22 protein-coding genes and 1 pseudogene are annotated in these 24,265 nt (G+C 48.2%); 19 read left to right on the forward strand and 4 right to left on the reverse strand.

The window, feature by feature from the left end; genetic code table 11:
- The first annotated feature begins 31 nt into the window (after positions 1-31).
- Together HMPREF0044_RS02535 and HMPREF0044_RS02540 are read left to right on the forward strand one after the other, a co-directional pair.
- Positions 32-886: a PHP domain-containing protein gene (locus HMPREF0044_RS02535; RefSeq protein ID WP_006546537.1), complete on the forward strand. Its 855-nt coding sequence runs from the start codon at positions 32-34 to the stop codon at positions 884-886.
- Positions 883-1,527 carry a MarC family protein gene (locus tag HMPREF0044_RS02540; RefSeq protein ID WP_006546538.1) on the forward strand — a complete coding sequence of 215 codons (645 nt, stop codon included), beginning with the start codon at positions 883-885 and terminating at the stop codon, positions 1,525-1,527. Before HMPREF0044_RS02535 ends, HMPREF0044_RS02540 begins: the two co-directional genes overlap by 4 nt.
- Positions 1,528-1,581: 54 nt before the next feature.
- Here the strand turns inward: HMPREF0044_RS02540 and HMPREF0044_RS02545 are convergent, their stop codons facing one another.
- Positions 1,582-2,217 (reverse strand): hypothetical protein, encoded by a 636-nt coding sequence (locus HMPREF0044_RS02545; RefSeq protein ID WP_006546539.1) that lies wholly within the window; start codon positions 2,215-2,217, stop codon positions 1,582-1,584.
- Positions 2,218-2,811: 594 nt separating this feature from the next.
- A complete protein-coding gene (locus HMPREF0044_RS02550) occupies positions 2,812-4,398 on the reverse strand; it encodes a DEAD/DEAH box helicase (protein WP_006546540.1) in 1,587 nt (528 codons plus the stop codon).
- Between the two features lie 179 nt (positions 4,399-4,577).
- Here HMPREF0044_RS02550 and HMPREF0044_RS02555 point away from each other — a divergent pair, with 179 nt between their 5' ends.
- Positions 4,578-5,186, forward strand: a complete 609-nt coding sequence (locus HMPREF0044_RS02555) for a ferritin-like fold-containing protein (protein ID WP_040312746.1) — start codon at positions 4,578-4,580, stop codon at positions 5,184-5,186.
- An 87-nt stretch (positions 5,187-5,273) separates the two neighbouring features.
- On the opposite strand, the gene HMPREF0044_RS02560 is transcribed toward HMPREF0044_RS02555, so the two are convergent.
- The gene (locus HMPREF0044_RS02560; RefSeq protein WP_006546542.1) at positions 5,274-5,498 is read right to left on the reverse strand and encodes a DUF3107 domain-containing protein; all 225 of its coding nucleotides are present in this window, start codon (positions 5,496-5,498) and stop codon (positions 5,274-5,276) included.
- 160 nt (positions 5,499-5,658) lie between these two features.
- Between HMPREF0044_RS02560 and HMPREF0044_RS02565 the strand changes: the two genes are divergently transcribed.
- The 3 genes and pseudogenes from HMPREF0044_RS02565 (at position 5,659) to HMPREF0044_RS08395 (ending at position 12,418) form a co-directional block, all read left to right on the forward strand.
- Positions 5,659-8,925, forward strand: coding sequence for a UrvD/REP family ATP-dependent DNA helicase (locus tag HMPREF0044_RS02565; protein ID WP_006546543.1), 3,267 nt, complete (start codon positions 5,659-5,661; stop codon positions 8,923-8,925).
- Between the two features lie 97 nt (positions 8,926-9,022).
- Positions 9,023-10,399, forward strand: a pseudogene (locus tag HMPREF0044_RS08390) (ATP-dependent helicase); the annotation flags it as partial.
- Entirely contained in the window at positions 10,391-12,418 is a 2,028-nt protein-coding gene (locus HMPREF0044_RS08395) for a PD-(D/E)XK nuclease family protein (RefSeq protein WP_342626747.1), read from the forward strand. The pseudogene HMPREF0044_RS08390 and the gene HMPREF0044_RS08395, both read left to right, overlap by 9 nt.
- Here the strand turns inward: HMPREF0044_RS08395 and HMPREF0044_RS02575 are convergent.
- Positions 12,389-13,546, reverse strand: coding sequence for a phosphotransferase (locus tag HMPREF0044_RS02575; protein ID WP_006546545.1), 1,158 nt, complete (start codon positions 13,544-13,546; stop codon positions 12,389-12,391). The genes HMPREF0044_RS08395 and HMPREF0044_RS02575 overlap by 30 nt on opposite strands.
- 80 nt (positions 13,547-13,626) lie before the next feature.
- Between HMPREF0044_RS02575 and HMPREF0044_RS02580 the strand changes: the two genes are divergently transcribed.
- From HMPREF0044_RS02580 to HMPREF0044_RS02645, 13 genes are all read left to right on the forward strand, one after another.
- Positions 13,627-14,790, forward strand: coding sequence for a TadA family conjugal transfer-associated ATPase (locus HMPREF0044_RS02580; RefSeq protein ID WP_006546546.1), 1,164 nt, complete (start codon positions 13,627-13,629; stop codon positions 14,788-14,790).
- On the forward strand, positions 14,771-15,646 hold the full coding sequence (locus HMPREF0044_RS02585; RefSeq protein WP_006546547.1) for a type II secretion system F family protein: 876 nt from the start codon (positions 14,771-14,773) through the stop codon (positions 15,644-15,646). Before HMPREF0044_RS02580 ends, HMPREF0044_RS02585 begins: the two co-directional genes overlap by 20 nt.
- Positions 15,647-15,670: 24 nt before the next feature.
- The gene (locus tag HMPREF0044_RS02590; protein WP_006546548.1) at positions 15,671-16,552 is read left to right on the forward strand and encodes a type II secretion system F family protein; all 882 of its coding nucleotides are present in this window, start codon (positions 15,671-15,673) and stop codon (positions 16,550-16,552) included.
- Positions 16,553-16,573: 21 nt separating this feature from the next.
- On the forward strand, positions 16,574-16,780 hold the full coding sequence (locus HMPREF0044_RS02595; RefSeq protein ID WP_006546549.1) for a hypothetical protein: 207 nt from the start codon (positions 16,574-16,576) through the stop codon (positions 16,778-16,780).
- 8 nt (positions 16,781-16,788) lie between these two features.
- Entirely contained in the window at positions 16,789-17,172 is a 384-nt protein-coding gene (locus HMPREF0044_RS02600; protein ID WP_006546550.1) for a hypothetical protein, read from the forward strand.
- Positions 17,165-17,635 carry a hypothetical protein gene (locus HMPREF0044_RS02605; protein WP_006546551.1) on the forward strand — a complete coding sequence of 157 codons (471 nt, stop codon included), beginning with the start codon at positions 17,165-17,167 and terminating at the stop codon, positions 17,633-17,635. Before HMPREF0044_RS02600 ends, HMPREF0044_RS02605 begins: the two co-directional genes overlap by 8 nt.
- Complete coding sequence (locus tag HMPREF0044_RS02610; RefSeq protein ID WP_006546552.1) at positions 17,632-18,087, forward strand: hypothetical protein; 456 nt, start codon at positions 17,632-17,634, stop codon at positions 18,085-18,087. The genes HMPREF0044_RS02605 and HMPREF0044_RS02610 overlap by 4 nt, the downstream gene beginning before the upstream one ends.
- Positions 18,084-19,202, forward strand: coding sequence for a peptide chain release factor 2 (prfB, locus tag HMPREF0044_RS02615; protein WP_006546553.1), 1,119 nt, complete (start codon positions 18,084-18,086; stop codon positions 19,200-19,202). The genes HMPREF0044_RS02610 and prfB overlap by 4 nt, the downstream gene beginning before the upstream one ends.
- 39 nt (positions 19,203-19,241) lie before the next feature.
- The gene (ftsE, locus tag HMPREF0044_RS02620) at positions 19,242-19,925 is read left to right on the forward strand and encodes a cell division ATP-binding protein FtsE (RefSeq protein ID WP_006546554.1); all 684 of its coding nucleotides are present in this window, start codon (positions 19,242-19,244) and stop codon (positions 19,923-19,925) included.
- Positions 19,926-19,934: 9 nt separating this feature from the next.
- Entirely contained in the window at positions 19,935-20,849 is a 915-nt protein-coding gene (gene ftsX / locus HMPREF0044_RS02625) for a permease-like cell division protein FtsX (protein ID WP_006546555.1), read from the forward strand.
- A 35-nt stretch (positions 20,850-20,884) separates the two neighbouring features.
- Positions 20,885-22,261 carry a peptidoglycan DD-metalloendopeptidase family protein gene (locus HMPREF0044_RS07820; protein WP_006546556.1) on the forward strand — a complete coding sequence of 459 codons (1,377 nt, stop codon included), beginning with the start codon at positions 20,885-20,887 and terminating at the stop codon, positions 22,259-22,261.
- A 22-nt stretch (positions 22,262-22,283) separates the two neighbouring features.
- Entirely contained in the window at positions 22,284-22,808 is a 525-nt protein-coding gene (smpB, locus tag HMPREF0044_RS02635; protein ID WP_006546557.1) for an SsrA-binding protein SmpB, read from the forward strand.
- 751 nt (positions 22,809-23,559) lie between these two features.
- A complete protein-coding gene (locus HMPREF0044_RS02645; RefSeq protein ID WP_141553818.1) occupies positions 23,560-24,258 on the forward strand; it encodes a hypothetical protein in 699 nt (232 codons plus the stop codon).
- Positions 24,259-24,265 lie beyond the last annotated feature (7 nt).

Below are 24,265 nucleotides of genomic sequence, written 5' to 3' on the forward strand. Positions count from 1 at the left end.
AATCAGCTTCGGAATATAGTCAGGTAGTCTCATGTTTAAAACTGTGCGCATCGACTTACACGTGCATTCGCATCTTTCTGACGGCACTGACACGCCTACGGAACTTATGCAAAAAGCCCAGGAAGCTAACCTGGATGTTATTGCTTTAACTGACCATGATATTACCAGCGGGTGGGAAGAAGCTGCTTCTCAGGTGCAGACTACGGGGGTTAGTTTGGTACGGGGGATGGAACTTTCTTGCGCATGGCAGGGTATTACGGTTCACCTTCTTTCCTACTTGCATAATCCAACTACGGCCGCGTTGAATGAAGCCCAGGAAAAGACTATTAATTCAAGGTTTACTCGTGCCGCGGAAATGGTGGATAGGCTGGCAAAAGACTATGAGATTTCCTGGGAGACAGTTTTAGAATATGCGCCTGCCGAAGGACCGGTAGGACGCCCACATATTGCTGATGCTTTGGTCGCGAGAGGATATTTCCCAGACCGTTCTGCCTGCTTCAGGCAGATTTTGCATCCTACTAGCCCTTACTATGCGAAGCATTGGTCGTTGGACCCGGTGGAAGCAGTGGAGCTGGTACGCGCCGCCGGAGGAGTCCCTGTGATTGCGCATCCGCGGGCACGTAGCCGCCAGAAGCTTCTGCCTACAAAAGTCATTTTGGAGATGGCAACACATGGGTTGGCGGGGGTTGAGATTCACCACCGTGATAACTCATATGCTGATCGAGATTTCCTAACCGAGATTGCTTCAGCGTACGATTTACTAGTTACCGGCTCGTCGGATTATCACGGGCTGGGGAAGCCAAACCAGCTTGGCGAAAACTTAACTAAACCAAGTGTCCTACAAGCTATCGCCCAACAGGGAGAATTAGAGGTATTAACCCCATGAGCTCATGGATTGACTTAACTACTTTCATTTCCACTTTCACGATTTTGTTCGTGATTATGGACCCACCGGGTAATATCCCAGTGTTTTTGGCTCTTACCTCTAAGGCTGATAACTGGGCGCAGAAACGAGCTGCGTTCCAAGCAACCCTGACTTCTTTTTGTGTGATTGTAGTTTTCGCACTGTTTGGCCAGTACATTTTGGGTCTGTTGCAGATTTCGGTGGAAGCTCTGCGTTTGTCAGGCGGCGTGTTGCTATTCCTCGTGGCAATGGAACTTTTGACTGGGAAAGACCAGCAGGAACCTGATGCTACCGGTGATTATTCAGTCAATGTCGCTTTAGTTCCCCTGGGGACGCCACTACTGGCGGGTCCGGGGACGATTGTAGCTGTGATGGTGGCAGTAGCTAATGCTTCAGGTAACTTCGCGGCTACTGCTGGTGTTGCTTTGGCAGTGGTTGTCATGCACCTGGTCCTGTGGGTTTCGCTTTACTTCGCGGTGGCACTTTCGGGAGTTCTGGGCGAGGGAGGCACGCTGCTACTTACCCGTATTGCAGGTCTACTTTTGGCAGCCATTGCAACTCAGATGGTGGCCTCTTCTATCTTTGACTTTATCGCCACGAATAAACACGTGATTCTTGGCTGAAAGTATTAGTTAAATAAGTTTTGGGCCCCTCGTTGAGGGGCCCAAAACTAGTTTTTATTTAACTTTGTATGATTCGGGACAGGTAAAACCGTTGTTGATAAAAGCTTTTGCATTGCTAGTATCGTTATTTTCCAAAGGTTTGATGTTGTCTTGGAGGAAAACATCATAGTCTGGGAAATATTCAATGTCGGTGCTGTTTTTAAAATCTAAGAGTTGTTTAATCGCATGGTCACGTGCTTTAGTGTCGTGCTTTTCAGTAGCGACTACAGCTTCATGCATCCAGGCACATTGCCAACTCATGATTCCATCGACTTTGAAGAAACCTTCCTCGTAGTTGATTGTTTCAACAGTGACGGGAGTGGTTTCAGCTTCTTTTGAACTTAACGCTGATAGCTGTTCAATCTGGGTTTGGAGTTCAGGGATAGTTTCCATAGGCTCATGCTCAAACCCAGCTGGCATTTCATAATCCGCGTAAAATTCAGCTAATTCAGCTTCCTGCTGTTCTAAGGCGCGGTCAATGTTAGCTTTTAACTTTTGGACTGCCGCACTTGTTTGGGTTGCCCCTAATTGGTCTGCTAATTTCGTATCGTCCGAAAACAATCCACCAGCCTGGGAGGCATATAAACCTCCACAAATTAGGAGTGAGGTGGTGGCAGCTACAGCTAGAAATGATTTCTTGTACTTAGACATCTTCGGTTCCTTTCTTAGTAAGTTAAGGTTCCATTAAAAGTGCGGTAAGAACTATTTCCACAGAGCATTCCCTTAGTATTTATTTGGAAATATGTGGCAAAGTTACCCGGGGCTCCGCCAGTGCCCGGGAAAGTTCCGCCTCCTGAAGTTCCATTAATTTGAAGGCGTGTGAACTGTTGCCCATTTGATTTGTGGCGTAATCCTAGAGCCCAACTGTATGGGAAATGGACAGCGTTGTTAGGACGACCACCTGACAGCGTGCAAGTTCCATTATTGATGTTTCCGTAAAATGTTACGGCTACCCAATTTCGCTTGTAACGTACACGAGTGTACTGCGTTACGTCAGCAGCTACAGCTCCAGAGATGCTTTCCGAAGCAGCATCAACTGGTGGAGCAAATACTACAATCCCCCCGCGAATGCGAGTGCAAGGCCGAGGGAGAAAAACTTTTTCAGTTTCATGTCAGACCTTCCTTTTAGGATTTTATATACGACAGCTATGTCGTATATAAAATCCTAAAAGGAAAATGTAGATAAAACAAGAGAAATCTCAGATGTCTGATGTATTTAAACATCAATAATCTAAAATGCCTCCGTCAGTCTTCACGACGAATCCGGCGGCGACGACGCTGTGGACGCGCAGCCTCTCCTGACTTCGCTGGCGGTAAGCCAGCGCCATCCGCATTACGATTCGCACAACGCCCTCGGGAATCAGAATTCTGGGAGCCCACACGCCGCGAACGACGCTGGCTACCAGAACGATTCTGGCGACCAAAACTACGCCGCCCCTTTCCAGACACATCCTGGTATTCTTCCGCATCCAAACCTGCACGAGTCCGCTTTGCCCGTGGCAAACGACCCGAAACTTCAGTTGGGATATCTAAGTCAGTGTAAAGATGCGGGGAAGTATGGTAGGTTTCCAAAGGTTCTGGAACCCCCAGATTCAATGCTTTAGAAATCAAACCCCAACGCGGCACATCATCCCAGTCCACAAAAGTAACTGCCGTGCCAGACGCACCCGCACGCCCAGTACGCCCAATACGGTGCAAGTAAATTTTCTCATCCTCAGGACACTGGTAATTAATCACGTGGGTTACGTCATCCACGTCAATACCGCGGGCTGCCACGTCAGTAGCTACCAGGACATCAACCTTGCCACTGCGGAAAGCACGCATAGCTTGTTCTCGCGCGCCCTGCCCTAAATCACCGTGTAGTGAAGCTACCGCGAAGCCACGCGCCGACAAATCCTCAGATAAGGTAGCTGCAGTACGTTTCGTCTTTGTGAAAATCACTGCTAAACCGCGTTCACGAGCCTGCAGAATACGGGCTACGACTTCAATCTTATTCAACGCGTGGCAACGGTAAATTACCTGCTTAACAGTTTTAACAGTTGCCCCCTGATCGTCAGCTTCCTGCGCGCGAATATGCGTAGGCTGCTTCATGTAGCGACGTGCTAAAGCTACAATCTCACCTGGCATCGTCGCGGAAAACAGCATGGTCTGACGAGTCTGCGGAACTCGCGAAAGTAAGATTTCAACATCAGGTAAGAAGCCCAGGTCCAGCATTTCATCGGCTTCATCCAGTACAACCGTATTCACGCCGTGTAACTGCAAAACTTTACGCTTCAACAGGTCAATCAGACGTCCCGGAGTGCCTACAATCAGGTCAGTGCCTTTAGTTAGGGCATCAATCTGTGGTTCAAAAGCTGCTCCACCGTAGATTTCAGTGATTCGTACGGAGGTTTGTTTAGCTGCTGCGCGGAGGTCAGCTGCTACTTGTTTGCAAAGTTCACGCGTTGGCACAATCACCATGGCTTGCGGGTGGCCCTGGTAGTGAACTTCCGTGGCGTACTTGGCAGAAGCGGGGCCGTGAACTTTCATTAGGGTTGGTAGGCCAAAACCAAGGGTTTTGCCGGTACCGGTTTTTGCCTGGCCGATGATGTCACGTCCAGCTAATGCAACTGGCAGGGTGAGAGCTTGGATTGGGAAAGGGTAGGTGATGCCTTTTGCTGAGAGGGCATCGCAGATTTCAGTGTTGATTCCGAAGTCTGCGAAGGTTTTATCAGCTAACTCATTTTTGGAGAGTTTTTCGGAAATATCTGGGGTGGCGTCTCCAGCGGGTGCTTGGTACTCAACGCCGGCGAGGTTAACTACGCCAGCGGAATAGGTGGCATTCTGAGCCATATTTTCACTTTTCTTTCGATTCTTTTCTTCATCCTTAGTTTACGGGCTTTTCAGCGGTTTTTCGTATTTAACGCGGTTTTTAGGGGGAGTGTGACCAGAACCTGGATAGGTCCGTATATTGGGTGCGTTGGGGTTAAGATGGTTTCTAACAAGGTTGCGTTGTGTTTAAGGAGACGCTCATGGCAAGCGAAGTTTTAGCAAGTGTTTTGGGAATTTCTGCTTATTCCACTTTGGCTGCGCAGACTCGTTTAGCGAAGGATGCTGATCAGGCTCCGTTAGCTTCAGAAAAGATTGCGATGGCGCGAATGTCGGGGCAGGCGTGGGAGCGTTTCACGAAGATTGCGCGTCGGGCTGAGGCTGCGGGCGTTGATTTAGAAGCTGCGATTACTCCTTTCCGTGGTTTATTGGATGATTTGGATGCGCGGACTCGCCCAACTACCTGGTGGGAACGTTTAACGAAAACCTACGTGGGGGTGGGGATTTTTACTGACGCTATGCGGGCTTTGGCGACTGCTGCGGGTGAGGTTGAGTTTGCTGCTGATGTGAATGATTTTGGGCATGGGCAGTGGACGGTGGAGCGTTTGGCGGAGCTGACTGCTGCGGATGAGCAGTTGCAGGATCGTTTGTCTTTGTGGACTCGTCGTGTGGGCGGGGATGTTTTAGCTTTGGTGCGTTCTTTCTTCTTTACTCATCCGGAGATGTTGGGAGATGCGGATGCGGATGAGATTTTCGCGCAGATTTCTAAAGCCCATGATGAGCGTTTAACGGCTTTGCATTTGGTTTATTGAGTTGCGTTGGCGGGGGATTTTTAGTTTCCCGAGGGCGTTAAAAACCGGTTCCAGCTTTTGCTGGAACCGGTGTTATTTTGGTGGGTTTTAGCCTACGGTAAAGCCGACTTTGCGGACTTTTTCTTCGGCTACTTGGATGTATCCCAGGGAGTTAGCGGGGATAATCACTACGTTTCCGTTTTCTTCAACTAGTTTTAGTGGGGTTCCCTGTGCCTGGGAGTTTTCTACCTGGTGGAAGAGTTCGTCGGCATTGAGGTTGAGGTTGAGGCGCAGTTCGCGGGTGCAACCGGATACGCCGATGGTTACTACCATTGCAAGCTCCTTGTGTTTTCTGTTTTTCTTCTTCTAATCCTAAGGGGTTTATATGGTTTTAGCTAAGCGAAATAATTGTGTCAGTGGTATGTGGTTGAATTGTTTTAGCTAAAGAGTTTACTGGGCGTGTGCTGATTTGCTGAGTTAAGGAGGACTTTCAGTGGAATATAAGCTGAGTTTTGGTGCTTCAAAGTTGTTGCTTCCGCAGCTAGATGCGGTGCAGCAGAGTGTGCTCGAGCAGATTAAGAATGCGGTTTTAAGTGGGGTTGCTGCGGAAGGTTTCTTGATTTATGGGCGTCCGGGTGCAGGGCGTACTTCGGTGGCGTTGAGTCTTGCTGGTGAGCTGTTTACCGCGGGAGTTAAAGATGTGCTGGTGCTGGTGCCGGACCGGTTGCGTGCGGATTACCTACAGGCGACGGTAGAGTCTTTACTTCCAGGCATTGTACGTCCGGTGAAAACTCCGGTGGCGTTAGCTTATAAGTATTTACAGACCTGGTACGTAGAGCGGGCAGAGCCTCGTTTATTTCCGCAGCTTTTAACGGGGGCGCGGGAAGATATTGAGTTGGCACAGTTGTTGGAAACTTGTGCTGTTGAGTGGCCGGAGAATATTCCTGCTGATTTACGAGCGCTACCGGCTTTCCGCATGGAACTTCGTAACCTTTTTGAGCGGGCACGTGAAGCTGGTTTGGATGGTGCTGGTTTAGTTGCTTTAGGTGAATCCGAGAGGGAAGAAATCTGGGTAAGTGCCGGTAAACTCTTGCAACTGTGGGAAACTTTACCGCTTAGCGTGGGCAGTGCTGAAACGCCGGCTCTTTTAACTACTGCGCAACTGCAGGAAACGGCGGCGCAGGTAATTAGTGCTTGGTCTGTAGAGGCAGAAAAACAGCAGGTGAGTGCTGCGCTTGAAGTTCCCCGGGTGGTGATTGTTGATGATTTGCAAGACTGTACGGTTGCGACTTTGAATTTGTTGGTGGCGTTAGCAAAGCAGGGGACTGTTATTGTAGCGACAGCTAATCCAGATATTGCAGTCGCCACTTATCGTGGTGGTGAACCGCATCTTGATGGTCGGTTCAGAGAAGCCCTGCAGGTGAGTACACTTCAATTGGGGCCAACTTACCGTGGAAACCAAGTGCTTTCTAAAGTCGTGGATAAACTTACGGGTTTCTTGCCTGTAGCCGGTGGTGCTGACCGCAGAAAATTTGGGTCAGTTAATGCGGATGAGTCTGCTTCTGCGGGGGTTGCTCAGCTTTATGCTTCTGCTTATCAGGAAGTTACGGGCATTATCCGACAGCTAAACTATCAGCATTTGCATGAAAAAGTAGAGTATCAGGATATGGCGGTGATTGTCCGTCGCAGTCACGAGGTAGAGCATTTCCGGCAAGCACTGGTACGCAATGGGATTCCTACTTCTGTTAATTCGCGCGCAATTACTTATTTACATAAACCAATCACCGCGATGTTGCTGCTATTACTGTCCGCAGAAAACGTTGCGGTAAAGGTGTTGACGGACGAATTCGGACAGCAGTTGGAAGTCCAGCAGGAACTGTTGATTTTAGAACAGTTGGTGCGTTCTCCTCTGGTTAAAATAGATCCGCTTAAACTTCGCCGGGTAACTGATTTAGTAGGACAGTTAAGTGAACGTGAGTTAAATTTGTGGGAGCTGTTCACTAAAGTTCAAGAGCTTGACCGTGCTACCGACAAAACCTCAGATGAAGCTGAGCGTGCTATTCGAAAGACGTTGAAAACTACCGAAAACCAGGCAACTGTACAGGTTATGTTGCAGTGCCTGAGCCTTATTCATCTTGGGCGGGAATTACAGGAAGCCTCTCCAAATGTTGGAGTTTGGAAACTGTGGCAGGCTACTGGTTTGGAGGACTCTTTTGTAAAACTAGCTTTAGCGGGTACTTCCGAATCGGTGAGTGCAGATGATCGTTTAGATGCGGTTATCTCTCTGTGCCGTACTGCGGATGTGTGGCAACAACGTCATCCGGAGGGAACCGCATTAGATTTTGCTAATGAGCTGGTCGCACAGACGATTCCTTCGGATAACTTGGCTACTATCGCACAGCGGCCAGCAGGCATCGAAGTTCTTACTGTAATGCAGGCAGCCGGGAGACAGTGGCCAGTGGTTTTTGTTGCGGGCGTACAAAGCGACGTTTGGCCAAACCTTGCTATCCGTAACCGTTTAACTAAAGCTTCACAGATTTCCTTGAAAGTTCATCACCCCGAGCTTAAGGGCCTGCCTCAGACGCAAATTTTTAAACAGCTGAAATTACAGTCCCGCGTGGATGAGCTACGTACTTTCGTAGCTGCAGTTTCACGCAGTTCTGAGAAGCTTTTTATAAGTGCAGTAAGTGGTGAAGATACTGCGCAATCAGTTTTCTTTGATTTGGCTGCAGAAGAGTTCTTATCTGCTGAGAGTGTTTCGGATAATTTTGACGTGCTTCAACAGATTGTTGAACTCCGTGAGTTACCAGTGGCAGAAATGCGTCCGTTAGTAGCTAAATTACGGCGTTTATCTGCCCAAGACACGCAGCTTTTAGAAGCCGAAATAAACCCGGAGTTAGCAAGGGTAGCAGAACAAATTCTTGCTAGTTTAGCCCTCCAGGGAGTCCGTATAGCAGATCCGTTGAACTGGACTGGAACCCGTTTAGAAGAGATATCCCATGCTCCAGTTTTTCCTGGTGATAAGCCCGTGCTTTCCCCGTCTGCGATTGAGTCACTTTTGAATTGTCCAGCGCAATGGTTCCTTTCGCGACATGGTGGAAGTCGGAAGTCAACAGGGGCAGCGGGATTAGGCACATTGATTCACACAATTGCAGAAAAATATCCGCACGGTGATGCTGAACAGATGTTAGCTGATTTAGAAATCTTCTGGGACGACGGGGAATATAATCGTGAAACTGAACTAGGGCGACGCGCTTACACTGATGCGCGAGAAAAAATCGTTAAATTAGCACAGTGTTTTGCTGATTTCGGAAATGGCGAAGTAGAAGTCGAAAAACGAATTAGCGTTGATGTTGGCATAGCCACCATTATGGGGGTCATTGACCGCCTGGAGCATATTGATGGCGCAGTACGTGTAACCGATATTAAAACGGGGTATGTGCCAAGTGTGAAAGAGACGCAGAAACATAAGCAGTTGGCTTTCTACCAGTATGCGTTGATGAAAGCTGGCTATGAGGTTATGGGAGCTCGGCTACTTGGCTTAAGGGAAAAAGATCCGGCTAAGTATATTCAGTCATCAATCATGGGAGATACTGAGATTTCCAAAGAACTTTTAGCCAATACAGAAGCTGATTTGCAACTTGCTGTTGAGAGAGTAAGAGGGCCTTTCTATCAACCAATCGCAGGGAGCCATTGTGATCGGTGTGCAGTGCAGGCAATGTGTCCACTTAAAGATGAGGGATTGAGGACAATCGAATGATGAGACTACAACGACAGCCTCTTTTAAGTGCTGCAGACTTAGCCGTGGGTAGCGTAGCGCCGGGAACTAAGGTTTTCCTCCGACAGTTGAACAGCAAGAGATTATTGAAGGACCAGCTGTACCTACCCTAATCGTGGCGGGAGCCGGTTCCGGTAAGACTGAGACCATGTCTCAGCGTGTACTTTTCCTACTGGCTAACTATGGGATTGCTCCTGAGCGTGTGCTCGGCTTAACTTTCACTCGAAAGGCAGCTGCAGAGTTTGCCCATCGTCTGCGCAAACGTATTGGATTCCTTGCTTCAAGTGGTCTACTAGCGGAAGTTGAAAATGACCCGTGGTTTGCTGCTTCTGTGAACGTTTCAACCTATGACTCTTTTGCTGGAAACTTAGTGAAAGAACACGGTGCTTTAGTTGGTGTAGACCCTAATGCGCGTCTTATCACTGCCGCAGCTAGCTGGCAGATTTTGGATGACTTGATTAGTACCTATCAGGGGAAATTACCTGAAAAAGCACCTGCAGAAATTCGTAAGGCAGCTCTGCATTTAGCTAATGAAATGACTAGCCATGGGGTTACGATAACAGCTTTAGAAGCAGAGTTAGCACGTTGGGAAGAGGGGATTAAAACTACGCCACTTACCGGGCGTAAGAAGAAACTGCCACGATATTCGCAGAGCCTTCTCGATAAGATTTCTGAAAGAAGATTGCTCTTGCCGCTGATTAAGAAATTCAACGACTATAAGCGTGCGCATAATCTACTGGATTTTACTGACCAAATGGCGGTAGCCCTGGAGATTGTACGAAACTTCCCAACTGTAGTTGCAGAAATTCGTAGCGAATATGACGCTGTACTCTTAGACGAATTCCAAGACACTTCAGTGGGACAGATGGAGCTGCTATCCACCCTGTTTAAGGATATGTCCGTGACAGCCGTGGGCGATCCTAACCAGGCAATCTACGGTTGGCGTGGAGCTTCAGCGGCATCGTTGGATCTTTTCCCAATTATGTTCGCTCAACAGATGGAGACCAAGACTTTTTCTCTCTCAAAAGCATGGCGGAATAAGGAAAATATCCTTGATTTAGCTAACTTAATCTCTGCACCTCTGGCTCAAAAAACTTATCCGGGCGTAGATGTTATTAAACTGGTGGCTTCTAACTCAGAGGATGCGGATAAAGGTAAGATTAGTGTCTTTTATCCGGCAACTAACGTGGAAGAATACCGTTACGTTGCGGAACAAGTGAAAAAGTGGAAGCAAACTTATATTGACCCACACAGCGGAGTAAACGACGAAACTTACGCAATCTTAGTGCGCTCTCGCAGACACTTCCTTCCCATGATTGAAGCATTAGAAGCACAGGGCTTAGAAGCAGCAGTAGTCGGCTTAGGTGGGTTAGTCACGCAACCAGTCATTGCTGATTTGCGCGCAATTCTAGCGGCTTCAATTGACCCGCTGGATGGGCCAGCTGTGATGAGGTTACTAACTAATCTGGATCTAAGCGCTCGTGACATTAAGGTCCTGTACAGCTGGGCAACCCAGCTGAGCAAAAAACGTAACTCTTTGGAAGTAGGCCGACAAGAGTTCTTATTAGATGCCGTAGACAATCCGCCGGAAGTTGGCTGGTCAGCTGACGGGGGTGCAGGTTTTTCAGCCCGAGGACACCAACAAGTACAGTTGTTACGCGATCGTTTAGCAGCAGTCAGGGCAGTGCTGGACTTTGACGTTTCCTACATTGTTTCTAAGGCAATCCGCGTTTTTGATTTAGATGTGGAAGTAGATGCTGATCCTTACTTGAACTTGGCTGGCACAGCCGTTGACGCTTTCTTAGAAATCGCCAATGACTATGCGTCACAAACTGAGTACGCAAATTTGGCTAACTTCTTAGATTGGTTGGAAACCACAGTTGAAGCTGAGCAAGGGTTGAAAGCTCCTACAGCACAAGTTGATTCTTCGGTAATCCAGATTATGACCGTGCATCAGGCGAAAGGCTTGGAATGGGATCGCGTCGCTGTAATCGGGCTAAATGAGGGTGGGTTCCCCTCTTATGAGGGGGCGCACTTTATCAAGTACGAGAATCCGGCTACGTTAAAGAGTGGATTTAGTTTTGATGCTCGCCCTCAGTCAGGTTGGTTGGGGACGATAGCTGATCTGCCCCACAATTTACGTCAGGACTACACTTTTAAGGGTGAAGCTCAAATCTTGCCTGGTGTTCCTGAATTTGACCAGTATGAGGATTGTGATGCCTTAGAAGCGGCTATTGAAGCGTACCGTCTGGATTTAGCCTACTACCAGGAACGCGAAGAGCGGCGCTTGGCTTATGTGGCGTTCACTCGCCCAAAGAAAGAACTGGTTTTATCAGGAGCCTGGTATCGTATCGGCACAAAAAGCACCCAGCTTCCCTCGCGCTATCTTACAGAGGGGATTCATGCGGGAATCGTTAACCCAACTGTATTTGCAGATGCAGAGACCACGGAAGTAGAAGCTGCAGAAAACTACAGTTTTTCTGGACCAGCGTTAATTTGGGATGCACCTGACTTAGATGTCGAGAATCTAGTGGTAAATCAAGAAACTACTCAGATTCCACGCAAACCTGGTGTTTCACGCAAATTGATTAATGACAGTGGTAGTCGAGTTTTATCGCAGATAGCGCAAAGACTAAACACTAGTGGCATGGAAATCACCGAGCTTGATTTTGACCCTGCTGATAAGCAACAAGCAGAACTGATCTACACTGCGCAACGTGCCTTAGATGCTTACAAGAAACGTTTAGCGGATAAAACTATAGAAGTATCAGTTGAACGTCTTTCAGCTACTTCAGTTACCTCGTTACTGTTACACCAGAAAGAATTCGCGCAACGTCTGCGTCGTCCTGTACCTGCGGAACCTAGCGACGCTGCTTTACTGGGTACTATTTTCCATGCGTGGGCACAAACTTGGTGCCAAAAAGCTGGGCAAGCTAGTGCAGAAGCTGAGCCTCTGCAGGCAGAAACCGCAGAGAACAGTGCCGAAACAACAGTTTCATTTGACCCCGATACGCTAACTCAGAAACAAAAACTGCAGTTAGGTAAGCTACAGGAACGTGCTAAAGAAATCTTCACAGACGAACTGTCTACAGTAGTGGGCCTCGAAGTACCGTTTTCTTTAAAACACGAACAGCTTACGATTCGTGGTCAGATTGACGTGCTGGCGAAAGCAGATGGAAAGTGGCGGGTAATCGACTGGAAAACTGGGCGCCCACCCGTGTTAGATGAAAAACATCGAGAAAATAATTTGAGCTCTCATTTATCAGGGTACTTAGGGCAGCTGGCGCTTTACCGTAAGGCTATCGCCCAGCAGCAGGGAGTAGCTGAGAATGAAGTCGAAGTTGAACTTATTTTCCTAGGTGGAGATGACTCTTATAGTCCGCAACAAAGGCGCATCAGCTTATCGCAGCTGCAAACTTATTTTGCAAACGTGAATATTGAACAACTATTCGCTGAGCTTTTCACTCAAGGGTAGGACTTCATTAAGAACCACGGTTAGTGCCTCTGGATCAACTTCAGAGGCACTTTCTGTACCAGCCGCAGCTACTACAGCTTCAGCTACGTCTAAGAGATTAAATTCTGGACGTTCAATCTCAGCATGTTCAGGCACTAAAGGCTCGTCACCTAGAATCTCAGCCAGTTCTTGCAACATTTCTTTAGCTTCCGCTACAATCGTCGCATCTTGTAGTCGCAGACCGTGCAACAACCAACGCAACACCGCGAATTCAGAGAGTAAGTAAGCTCGTGTAACCAGGTGAATATCAGCATTTTTGCGGGCAAACATGTAAGCGCGGATGAATTCTTCCGCTACTTCCTGGCTATCAACAGTAAGTAAAGTTGCTAAGTCTTCAGCGGGATCGCCCAAACACGCAGCCCCGAAGTCCTTCATGCCAGTAACGACACCATTAATGCTGAGGAAAGCATCAACATCAACATTCGCGTGAATCGGAGTCGTCGCGAAGTTAAATAAGGCATCGTCATCTAACGCCATTTCCCAACGATGATATAGATTCTGCGGTAAAGACCAGGCAGTTGCGCCCTCGGAAAGCTGGGAACGTAAGCGTTCCCGACAGTCCGCTGCTGAATAAACTGGTAATCCGGTGCGTTCAATAATCTCAGCTGGCAGAGAATGTAAAGCAGCTAACGCCCGACCCATGGACCCAGCTAGAGTAGCGGATTCTTCCAGTTCAGTTTGGTCAGCAACTTCCCCAGAAAGCTCAGTGTGAATGAACAGAGGGACGGTTGCGTTCGCGCGAGTATGCGCAGCGGGGACCGGCACGTCGAAAGGAACTAAGCCTTTTTCCCACGCGCGGTGCAGAAAATGCAATAGGGTAGTTTGGGCTTCTAATTCGGCACCTGCAGCGTCAGTTAGGGGCGCAACAATTACCCAGTGGTCGCCTCGAGAATCAATAACTCCCTGTCGCATGAAAGTGCCGTCGTTTTCGCTGGGCTGCGTTAAAGCAACCACGTTGAAGTTTGGGAAAACAGCGCAAGCGTGGGCGGTGAGTGAGAGGGGAGTTAGTGCTTTCATACCTACTACCGTAAAACAGTTTTCGTCTGCGGTCAGGTAGGCACGCAACCGAAACGGCGAAGAGTTTTCCACAGGCTAGAGTGAATCGCTGACAGGGTGAATGGTTTTAAGTTAATTTATGTTTAACGACAATGTAGTTGGAAGGATGAAACATGGTGGCAATAGAAGTCAGTGAGCGTCGCCAGTGGGTGCGCGCTAAAGTAGCGGAAATTGGCTTCGACCCCGTGTTAGAAAGTTCTTTACTGAAACAGGTGGTGGCAGACTCGTTTACTCGTTTCCCGGCTGCTGATAGTGATCAAGAGCGCGCCCATACCACGCAACTTCTGGCAGAAATTGGCGGGTATGGGGAGCTGCAACAGTTTTTAAATGACCCGTCTGTGGAAGAGATTTATATTAATTCGCCGGCAAAGATTTTTGTTGCGAAAGCTGGTAAGTCAGAGCTTACGAATCTGATTATGACGGCTGAGGAAGTTAAAGACTTAGTCGAACGAATGCTTTATCATTCTGGTAGAAGATTGGATCTTTCAGTTCCTTTTGTTGATGCTATGTTACCGGGCGGAGAACGACTACATGTAGTGATTCCTCCGGTGGCGGGGCGAGAGTGGTCACTGAATATTCGCAAGCATTTAAAGCAAAAACATCGGTTGGCAGATTTGGTTGCGTTGAATATGCTTCCCGAGGGCGCCGCTACCCAACTTATTGAAGCCATGGCTACCGGTAAAACTGTGGTGGTTTCCGGGGCAACTCAAGCAGGTAAAACTACGTTTCTGCGCGCTTTAGCTCAAGAAATCCCCGCTAAAGAAAGAATCCTCACTTGCGAGGAAGTATTCGAACTGAACCTTAACAACTATGACTGTGTTGCCCTGCAGACACGTAATGCCAATATTGAGGGAATCGGAGCTGTAACTCTCCGAGACCTGGTTCGCGAGTGCATGCGTATGCGTCCAGAGCGCATTATCGTAGGGGAAGTTCGTGGGGCAGAATCCCTAGACATGCTTCTAGCATTAAACGCGGGGGTGCCCGGAATGTCCACGATTCATGCAAATAGTGCTGCGGATGCGCTTCGTAAACTCACGATGCTTCCTCTACTAGCAGCCGATAACGTTTCCTTACAGTTCGTGATTCCCACAGTTGCAAACTGTATTGACTTAGTAGTGCATCTCGAACGTGAAATGAATGGTTTTCGTCATGTAGCAGAAATTAGTCAGGTTACGGGCAGAAGTGAAAACGGGCATATTGAGGCAGTTCCACTGTGGAAATGGAATGGGGCAGACCTAGTGCCCACAGGCTTAACCTATGAGCAGGCAGGCCATTAAAATGGAACTACTTTTAGGGATTCTGCTGGCAGCTGGCGTGCTACTAGTTTACGTAAGTGTGTTGGAAATTCAGATTAGTAGTGAATCGGTGCTGCTGGTGAAAGCTCACCAATTTAGCCAGCTTTTGTTTAAAGCCGGTTTGGTGGGAAATCAACAGTGGCTATTCCTCATAGTAAGTATCCTCATCCCCCTGCTAGTTGGGAGCCTAGTATTTACACTAACCCAGGTGATTCCTGTAGCAGTGGCAGTTGCGACCGCAGTCGCACCACTTCCGTGGGGTTGGCTGCGAGCCCGCTTACAAAAACGACAGCAACTATTTGCTGGAGCTTGGCCAGATATCGTTGACTCATTGCTGACTGCAGTCAGAGCCGGAGTTTCCCTCCCTGAGGCAGTAGTACAACTAAGTCACAGTGGTCCAGAAATCACGCGAACCTACTTCCAACACTTCGCCATGGAATATCGCAGTAGCGGCAAATTTGATGTCGCCTTAACCAGCCTACAATCCAACTTTGCGGATAAAAATTCTAAACGAGTATTTGAAGTCATCCGTTTAGGCAGGGAAGTAGGCGGTAGCGAAATGGGAAATATCCTTAGAGATTTATCAGCAATGATGCGAGAAAACCTCCGCATCAGCGGAGAAATCCAAGCCCGCCAGTCCTGGACCGTAAATGCCGCACGCCTGGCAGTGGCTGCTCCTTGGATTGTACTTCTCATGATTTCCATGCGCACTGATGCAGCCAGCTCCTACAGCACCACTAACGGCATGATGATTCTGGCACTCGGAGGTATAGCTTGTACTTTCGCATACTGGCTAATGCAAAAACTGGGAAGTTTCGATAGGGAACTCGATAAGTAAACCGAAGAACAAACAGGAACTAGAATGTCTCTAACAACTCTCCCAATCATTACCGGACTCCTACTAGGTGTCGGGATGATCCTCTGCGTAGAAGTCATCAGAAACCGCCCTCGGGAATTGGAAACCCGCGTATTCATCTACCTGTGCGTTCCCAAAGAAACTGCTCCCAGCAGTCGGATCTCACACTCGCTAGACTTTCTCACCCCACTTTGGAATGCCCTTGGATCTACTAATGAAAGCGTTCGCGCCCGCCTAGAAACCCTAGGAAACTCCCAAGAAGTAAGCGGATTCAGACTCATTCAAGTTGCCACCGCAACTTTCGGAGCACTCCTTATTGGACTCGCCATAATCTTTGGGAAAGCCGGAAATCTTACCGTATTACAGTGGCTACTCATTACCAGTATCAGTTTCACCTTAATCACAGTCGGCTGGGATAAGCTCCTCACTTACCGAGTAAACACATTTTCCAAGAAACTAAACTCCCAAGTAGCTGATGCAGCGGAACTACTTGCCCTGGTAATTTCAGCTGGCGAATCAGTACCCGGAGCATTAAATCGAGTTGCGAAAGTAAGCGGGCCCCAAATGGCATCGCAACTTGAAAGCGCGCTCACCCAAATCGCACAAGGAACCGCAGTCTCAAAAGCTTTGAAAACCCTTGCTAATAAAACCCCTAGCGTCCAGCTACAACGACTCTTAAACACCCTCGTATCCGGAATGGAAAGAGGCTCATCACTGAGCGAAATCCTGCGTCATCAAGCAAAAGACCTCCGCGAAGAATCACTTAGAAACCTACTGGAATCAGGCGGACGCAAAGAAATCGCCATGCTAATTCCCGTCGTCTTCCTGATTCTTCCCGTCACCGTCATATTCGCACTCTACCCGGGGCTAATTGCCCTAAAGTTCTAACCCAACCGAAAGGAAAATAAAATGGTTCTCCCACATTTTGAACGGATCCTCAGCTTCGTCATCGCACACCTACCACAATCCAAAGCAGAATCTGAAGCCGGAGACGTCCCAGGCTGGGTACTTGTCACCCTAATGACCGCTGGGCTAGTAACCATGATTTGGGCGCTCGCGGACCAGGCTTTACGTGACTGGTTCCAACAGGCAATTACTTCCGTAGTACATCCGTAGAAGTATTAATGCGAACAAGTTTGAAAGACGAGTCTGGGTCAGAAATCGTCTCACACGTCCTGGTGCAGGTACTGGTCTTAATTTTAGTCAGTGCCACTTTGCAGCTAGCATTTGCACTGCATATACGTAACTCAGCGGTAGATGCCGCTTCTGAAGCAGCGCGATATCTGAGTTTGCGCAATGCCAGTGAAGCGCAGGCAAGGTTGCGTGCACAGGCGCTTTTGGAAAGTTCTTTCGCAGGCACGCAAGCAACGGTTAGTTTTCGATTGGAAACTGTTGGTGAGTTAGATAAGGTTACAGCGTCAGTGGCTACCACTCTTCCGATTATTGGCCCGTGGGGATTACCAGAGAGCCTACAAGTTGAAGCATCTGCTTGGAGGCGGCATGAGTAGGTTCTTACAGCGGAAAAATACCTACAGGGTTAATTCTGAATCTGGCAGAGCTGAATCCGGTGAAGCTGTTATTGAATTCATTGGTTTAGCGGCAGCGATTTTGATTCCGCTGGGTTATTTGGTTCTTACACTTTCGCAGGTACAAGCCTCTGTCTTTGCGTGTGAAGCGGCTGCGCGTCAAACTGCGGTTTTACAATCGCAGGGGCAGGGCAATGATGATTTAGTTTCAGTCCAAGTGGACCAGATTTTTACTGATTATTTAGGGCGCTCAGCTGCGTCTGCGCAGGTTGAGAACTGGTGCGAGCCACAAACTTGTGCCGCCGGAGGTTTCGTACATGCGCGGGTACATACCGCAGTGCCGTTACCGTTATTGCCTGATAGTTTGGTTGCTGGTTTAGGCGCGTCCATTCCTGTGGAAGCTGAGTACGCCTATCCTATTGAAGGATTGAGCGTAGAACCATGAGACAGCTAGAGAATGAGTCAGGGCGGATTTCTGTTCTGGTCTTAGGATTGGCATTATTAATTATCGCTGTTTTGACAGTTAGTTTAACGATTACTGCGGTGCATACGCAGCGTCGTCAACTTTATGGTTGCGCCGATGCAGTGGCTGTAAGCGCAGCCCAGGTGATTTCCGGGGCAGACTATTACGAAAAGAGCGCGTTGCGCCTGAAACAGCAGGAAGTGCGCAATATTGTTCAAGAGCGCTTGGGGCAGTTGAAGGGTTCTGCTTGTCGTGTGGGTGAGGGCGTGGTCGTGGAAGAGATTATTTTCGAGGGCGATGAGCTGAATCTTTCAGTTTCGACTATTCCACGCCTACCAATTGCGTCCAGATACATGAGCTTCCTCACCGAACATACGAAAATTCGCGTTGCAACCTTAGTGAAAGTCGCGAAATCCCGTAGTGTAGAAGAGTGAGTATTGATTTTGCTGTAGAAATTGAGTCCTTGCGAGGCACTCTAGAAAACATCATTGCGGTAACCCGCCCGGATGAGTTGAAGGCTCGTATTGCCGAACTATCTGAAAAGGCTGCTGTCCCAGACCTGTGGGACAACCCAGAAGCAGCTCAGGCTGTGACTTCAGAACTGTCTCACACCCAAGCTGAACTGGGTCGTATTGAAAAGATGGTTGAGCGTATTGACGACTTAGAAACCATCGTGGAAATGGCAGAAGAAGACCTGGACGAAAAAGACCTACTTCTAGAAGAAGCTGAAGCTGATTTAGCGGGTATTCGTCAGGCACTGGCTGACTTAGAAATTAAGACGCTGCTGTCTGGTGAGTATGATGAACGCTCTGCGGTAGTAACTATTCGTGCGGGTGCTGGTGGCGTTGATGCAGCAGACTTCGCGGAAATGCTACTTCGTATGTACCTGCGTTGGGCAGAACGTAACGGCTACCCAACTAAGGTTATGGATACGTCCTACGCTGAAGAAGCTGGTTTGAAGTCGGCAACTTTCGAAGTAAATGCACCTTACGCATACGGCACTCTTTCGGTTGAAGCTGGTACACACCGACTGGTGCGCATTAGCCCATTCGATAACCAGGGGCGTCGTCAGACTTCTTTCGCTGCAGTGGAAGTTATCCCACTGATTGAAACTACTGACCATATTGAGATTCCTGAATCTGAACTGAAGATTGACGTTTTCCGTTCATCCGGCCCAGGTGGTCAGTCAGTTAACACCACTGACTCCGCTGTGCGTATGACCCACATTCCTACTGGCATTGTGGTTTCCATGCAGAACGAAAAGTCGCAGATTCAAAACCGTGCGGCAGCTTTGCGAGTTCTGCAGTCTCGCCTGCTGCAGTTACGTCACGAAGAAGAACAGGCTGCTAAGAAAGCTCTTGCGGGTGACGTGAAAGCTTCTTGGGGTGACCAGATGCGTTCTTACGTGCTGCAGCCATACCAGATGGTGAAGGACTTGCGTACCAGCCACGAAAACGGAAATACCGGTGCCGTATTTGATGGTGAAATCGATGATTTCATCAACGCGGGTATTCGTTGGCGTAAGGATCAGGCTCAGGAAGAAAACTGATTTTCAATATCTGCGGTCTGCAAACTCTAAGGCAATACTATGATTCGATTTGATAACGTCACTAAGGTTTATACCCGTGGAGCAGCTCCAGCGGTTAATAACCTGTCTTTGGAAATTGAGCGCGGAGAATTCGTGTTCCTCGTGGGTAAGTCTGGTTCTGGCAAGTCTACTTTCCTGCAGCTTGCCATGCGTGAAGAAATCCCAACTTCAGGTGATGTGTGGGTATTAGGTCAGAATGTGGGTAAGCTTTCCCGCTGGAAGATTCCTCACCTGCGTCGTCAAATCGGCATGGTTTTCCAGGACTTTAAACTTCTGGAAAATAAGACTGTTTATGAGAATGTAGCGTTTGCAATGCAGGTGCTGGGACGCCCTCGGCACCAGATTGAAACCCAGGTGCCAGAAACTCTGGAACTTGTGGGTTTGGCTGGTAAAGAAAAGCGTATGCGCTGGGAACTATCCGGTGGTGAAGAGCAGCGTGTAGCGATTGCGCGGGCAATGGTAAACCGCCCGCAGCTACTGTTGGCTGACGAACCTACCGGTAACTTGGATCCAGAAACTTCTATGGGCATCATGAAGCTGCTGAACCGCATCAATCTCAACGGCACTACTGTGGTGATGGCAACCCATGACGTTGATATCGTGAACCAAATGCGTAAACGCGTGGTAGAGCTAGAAGGCGGTCGCTTGATTCGCGACCAGCATGACGGTTCCTACGGAGCCTAGGGGGGGATTATGCGAGCACGTTACATTCTGTCTGAAGTTGGTAAAGGCCTTTCCCGTAATAAGGCAATGGCTGTTTCCGTTGTTCTGGTTACTTTCGTATCCTTATTTTTCGTGGGCGTGGCAGCTTTGGCGCAGTTCCAAGTGTCTGCCATGAAATCTCAGTGGTACGACAAGATTGAGGTTTCCATTTACATGTGTGCGGCAGAAGATACCGCGCCTTCTTGTAATCACGCGGAAGCTACCGAAGAACAGATTCAAGCAGTTAAGACAAAATTAGAGTCCGCGGAGCTTTCTAAGTATGTGAAGGAATCGTATTTAGAAACTAAGGAAGAAGCCTTTGAAAACTTCCAGAAGCTTTATGTTAACTCTCCTTTAGCGCAGTTCGGTAGCCCAGATTGGCTGCAGATTTCATTCCGTGTGAAACTGGTTGATCCTAAGCAGTACCGTTTCTTGGAAGAAGAATTTGCAGGTGCACCTGGCGTGGCGCAGGTACAGGACCAGCGTCAGATTGTTGAGCCTTTGCTACAGGTTATTGATAACGCGAAGTTTCTTTCTTTGGCGTTGGCTGGTGTGATGACGGTGGCTGCGGTGTTGCTGATTACAACGACGATTCGTTTGTCGGCAATGGCGCGTGAAAAGGAAACGACGATTATGCGTTTCGTGGGTGCGTCCAGCTTAACGATTCAGCTTCCGTTTATGATCGAGGGCGCTATTGCTGCTCTTACCGGAGCTATCCTAGCGGTAGTTGCTCTTTGGGGTGGTTTGCGCGTACTCGCAGATAACTACTTAGCAGATTCATTTACTTGGAGCTACTTCGTCGGGTACAAGGAACTACTGATTGTTGCGCCAGGGCTTTTAGTGGCAGCGATTCTTCTTGCTGCAATTGCTTCGGGGGTTTCCCTCGCGAAGTACACGAAGATTTAAACTACACTTACTTGAATAGGAAGGGGAGAGTGAGTATGGGTAAGTCACTGACTAAACATTATGCAAGATGGCTGCGTGTAGGCGCTGTCTTTACGATGGGTGTACTCGCTTTTTCTTCAGTTACTGTTCCTTCTGTTTCTGGGGAACGCGACGACTTAGTTCGCCAACAGCAGGAAGCCCAACGTAAGCGTGACGAACTGCAAATCCAAATTGCCAGCTTAGATAAAGACCTGCAGGCGCATATTCTGCGTTTGAACGATATTCAGACGCAATTACCAGCAGCCCAGGCAGCCGCAGATGACGCAGAAGCAAAAGCTGCTGCAGCGAACCGCGAACTGCAGATCATCACCGATCAGTTGAACGCTGCCGAAGGCGAATTGCAATCCTTGGGTAAGACTATTGACGATTTAGGAACTGAGAGTTCTCGTTCGGACCAGGCTTTAGCTACGATGGCTCGGGAAATGTATCGTTCGGGCGGTTCCAGTTCTCCACTGCTTTTAGCTTTGAGCACGGAATCTACCGCAGATGTGTCCCAACGCGCAACTACCGCTCAGTCTATGGCCCGAGTTCAAGCCCGCGCCCTCGAGAATGCTCGCGATAAAATCGCAGTAACGAAAAATCAGGAAGCCCGACAAACTGCTTTAACGAAGCGTATCCAAGGATTACAAACCAAAGCAGCCGATGCCGCGCAGAAAGCAGAAAACGCTGCTGGGGTAGCACAAACTAAGGTGCTGCAACTGCACTCACTGCAACAGGAAGAAAGTACTGAAACTGCTAAGCTCAAGGCACGTTCTACGGAAATCACTGCTCAGCTTAATCAGCAGAATGCAGTAGTTAATACTGCTCGTGCGGAAATCGCGCGTATCGATGAAGAAAACCACCGTAAGCAGATTATCTTCCAACAGCAGCAGGCCGCTGAAGCAGCACGTCGTAAGGCACAACAGAACGCGCAGGCAAACCCCGGGCGCCCTCAAGGTTCCACTCCGCCGCCACCACCCGTTAAACCTGGGGGCACGTTTGGATACCCATTGCCAAGTGTGTATCCAGTAACCTCAGGGTTCGGCCCACGCTATATTCCAGGTTTGGCGGCTTCCGCCTACTACCACTATGGTATTGACTTAGGCGCTCCTTGTGGTACGCCCGCGATCGCAACTGCGAATGGCGTAGTCACAACCGCAAACTGGGACCGTTATGGCGGTAACTGGGTAATCATCAACTACGGTTTGATTAACGGCAACTCAGTTCAAGTGTTCTACATGCACTTTACTCGGCATAATGTTTATGCTGGCCAGCGAGTTAACCGCGGTGATGTGGTTGGTTTCGTAGGTACTACGGGTAACTCTACAGGTTGTCACCTGCACTATGAGGTTCACGTGAATGGTGTGGCAGTGAACCCAACCCCATACATGTAATAGACGTAAGGAAAAATAAAACATGCCGAAAGCATGGAAAGAACCGAAGCTGACGCAGGCGCAGAAGGCGAAGGCAGCTTCGGATGCAAAGAAAGTAATTGCGCGTAATAAACGCGCTACGCATGATTATTTTATTGAAGACCGTTTAGAAGCTGGTTTAGTTCTGACTGGTACGGAAGTGAAAGCTCTGCGTGCCGGTCGCGCATCTTTAGCTGAAGCCTGGGTGGAAATCGATGGGGGAGAGGCGTGGCTGCGTCAGGCTAATATTCCAGAATATGCTCAGGGAACCTGGACTAACCATGCGCCGACTCGTAAACGCAAACTGTTGATGCATCGCAGTGAACTCACCAAGTGGGGGCAGAAAGTGCAAGCGAAAGGGTACACGATTGTGCCTTTGGAACTATACTTTTTTGGCGGTCGCGCGAAGGTTGAGCTTGGTTTGGCTCGCGGTAAGCAGGAGTTCGATAAACGCCATGCCCTGCGTGAGCGCCAGGATAACCTGGAAGCTCGCCGCGAGATACATCGCTTCGCTAAAGGTAAGCGGTAGTTAAAACTCTAAGGGGGGTTCGTACAGGAAAAGTACTAACCCCCCTTAGAGTTTTAGTAGTGTGTATTTAAAAATGTCCTGGTATTTCAGTGAAGTGCCAAGACGATGGCTGAACGCATCTGTTAAAGGTACAACCATCCTACGCGACCGTGGGGGTGGGTTTTGCGTGATGTTGTGGTCTATAACTTGTTATCGTAATGATGCGCCGAAGATCTAACTAAAATACGCTTCTGAAAGCCACGAGAAGATAACAACCGGAAAAAGCATCACAAACTGCGTATTAGAGCGTAGAAGTAAGAATTAACAAATTAAATATTGTCATTTGGGGAATGGCAGATTATATTGAGATTCAACGGGCAAAGAAGGCTGTTCGGGATTAATAGGAGGATGCTATGCGGAAGAAAATGTTTCAAGCCGTGTTTGGCGCCCTAGCATCAACGTTCCCTTTTGGCATCGCTAAAGTTAGGCAGACAGCAATCCAGACATTCTCTTATAAATTGGTGAAAAAACGAATCACAACTTTTCCTAAACTAAGCATCTTTTATACGCATATTTATAACTATTGGAAATCAAACGGGTCGATTCAATTTGTTTCAATAAGTAATGTAGCAATGCATAAGTTTTCTACTAACTATTCCTTTGCGCATATTGATATTATTCTGCGGACATCAGGGACTCTTCGTTATCCATGTCTGAAGTGCGACTTAGCGAGGAAACAATGAACAGGAATCTCATATTTTCAGTACTTGTAGTGTCTGTGCTGATTACTGGTTGCGCCTTTGAAAATAATAGCGCGTCTGACGCGGTTACCGATAAAGGTTCTAGTATCGAAAGGGTAGATAAAGCGCAGCAAGAAACTCTTTCTGATTTGCCCGAGGTAATCGTTGACGCGGACGGAAAACGCAGCTTTCCGCCTTTGACGATGAAAGAAATTGAAGACGCCTCGTGGGAACAGTTGGTTAGTGAGTTTGAAGCTGAGGGGGCGACTCCACCGGCTCGTCCAACAATCCAATTCGTTGAAGATATTTCTAAGAATAGACCCGAAGAAAAACTGAGAAAGCGACTCGAGTGTTTACATGCTAAGGGATGGACGAATACTTTTATTGAAGATGGTTCAATCGTAGCTGAGTTTAATACTTCAACCGATGCGTTAGCTTACCAATTTGCCGGGTTTGAATGTGAGGTTGCCTATTTTGATGGCAGTCTTGAATTCCCAGATGAAACGGCCGTTGAACAGCAGTGGGAAAACGTTACAAATAAGGTTATTCCCTGCCTCCAAGAAGCCGGTTTTGCAGTTAAGAACTTTCCTTCAAAGAAAACTTACACAGACTATTATTTTGCAACCAAACAATTTTATGATGTGCGTGACTATTCAAATATTGGTGAGCAATTATCAGATGAAATCAACGCTTGCGAAATCTTAGAATTTTCTGGGATAAACGAAAAATAGTAGGTCT

It is taken from the genome of Gleimia coleocanis DSM 15436, from assembly GCF_000159015.1.
Taxonomy (GTDB): domain Bacteria; phylum Actinomycetota; class Actinomycetes; order Actinomycetales; family Actinomycetaceae; genus Gleimia; species Gleimia coleocanis.

What these genes read in the sequence shown, in the direction of transcription:
- HMPREF0044_RS02540 (WP_006546538.1), top strand. Translation starts at nt 883, where the DNA reads ATGAGCTCATGGATTGACTTAACTACTTTCATTTCCACTTTCACGATT.
- HMPREF0044_RS02560 (WP_006546542.1), bottom strand. Translation starts at nt 5,498, where the DNA reads ATGGTAGTAACCATCGGCGTATCCGGTTGCACCCGCGAACTGCGCCTC.
- HMPREF0044_RS02535 (WP_006546537.1), top strand. Translation starts at nt 32, where the DNA reads ATGTTTAAAACTGTGCGCATCGACTTACACGTGCATTCGCATCTTTCT.
- HMPREF0044_RS02605 (WP_006546551.1), top strand. Translation starts at nt 17,165, where the DNA reads ATGAGTAGGTTCTTACAGCGGAAAAATACCTACAGGGTTAATTCTGAA.
- HMPREF0044_RS02545 (WP_006546539.1), bottom strand. Translation starts at nt 2,217, where the DNA reads ATGTCTAAGTACAAGAAATCATTTCTAGCTGTAGCTGCCACCACCTCA.
- HMPREF0044_RS02590 (WP_006546548.1), top strand. Translation starts at nt 15,671, where the DNA reads ATGTCTCTAACAACTCTCCCAATCATTACCGGACTCCTACTAGGTGTC.
- ftsE (WP_006546554.1), top strand. Translation starts at nt 19,242, where the DNA reads ATGATTCGATTTGATAACGTCACTAAGGTTTATACCCGTGGAGCAGCT.
- HMPREF0044_RS02580 (WP_006546546.1), top strand. Translation starts at nt 13,627, where the DNA reads ATGGTGGCAATAGAAGTCAGTGAGCGTCGCCAGTGGGTGCGCGCTAAA.
- ftsX (WP_006546555.1), top strand. Translation starts at nt 19,935, where the DNA reads ATGCGAGCACGTTACATTCTGTCTGAAGTTGGTAAAGGCCTTTCCCGT.
- HMPREF0044_RS02555 (WP_040312746.1), top strand. Translation starts at nt 4,578, where the DNA reads ATGGCAAGCGAAGTTTTAGCAAGTGTTTTGGGAATTTCTGCTTATTCC.
- HMPREF0044_RS02595 (WP_006546549.1), top strand. Translation starts at nt 16,574, where the DNA reads ATGGTTCTCCCACATTTTGAACGGATCCTCAGCTTCGTCATCGCACAC.
- HMPREF0044_RS02610 (WP_006546552.1), top strand. Translation starts at nt 17,632, where the DNA reads ATGAGACAGCTAGAGAATGAGTCAGGGCGGATTTCTGTTCTGGTCTTA.
- smpB (WP_006546557.1), top strand. Translation starts at nt 22,284, where the DNA reads ATGCCGAAAGCATGGAAAGAACCGAAGCTGACGCAGGCGCAGAAGGCG.
- HMPREF0044_RS07820 (WP_006546556.1), top strand. Translation starts at nt 20,885, where the DNA reads ATGGGTAAGTCACTGACTAAACATTATGCAAGATGGCTGCGTGTAGGC.
- HMPREF0044_RS02550 (WP_006546540.1), bottom strand. Translation starts at nt 4,398, where the DNA reads ATGGCTCAGAATGCCACCTATTCCGCTGGCGTAGTTAACCTCGCCGGC.
- HMPREF0044_RS02585 (WP_006546547.1), top strand. Translation starts at nt 14,771, where the DNA reads ATGAGCAGGCAGGCCATTAAAATGGAACTACTTTTAGGGATTCTGCTG.
- HMPREF0044_RS08395 (WP_342626747.1), top strand. Translation starts at nt 10,391, where the DNA reads ATGAGGTTACTAACTAATCTGGATCTAAGCGCTCGTGACATTAAGGTC.
- HMPREF0044_RS02600 (WP_006546550.1), top strand. Translation starts at nt 16,789, where the DNA reads ATGCGAACAAGTTTGAAAGACGAGTCTGGGTCAGAAATCGTCTCACAC.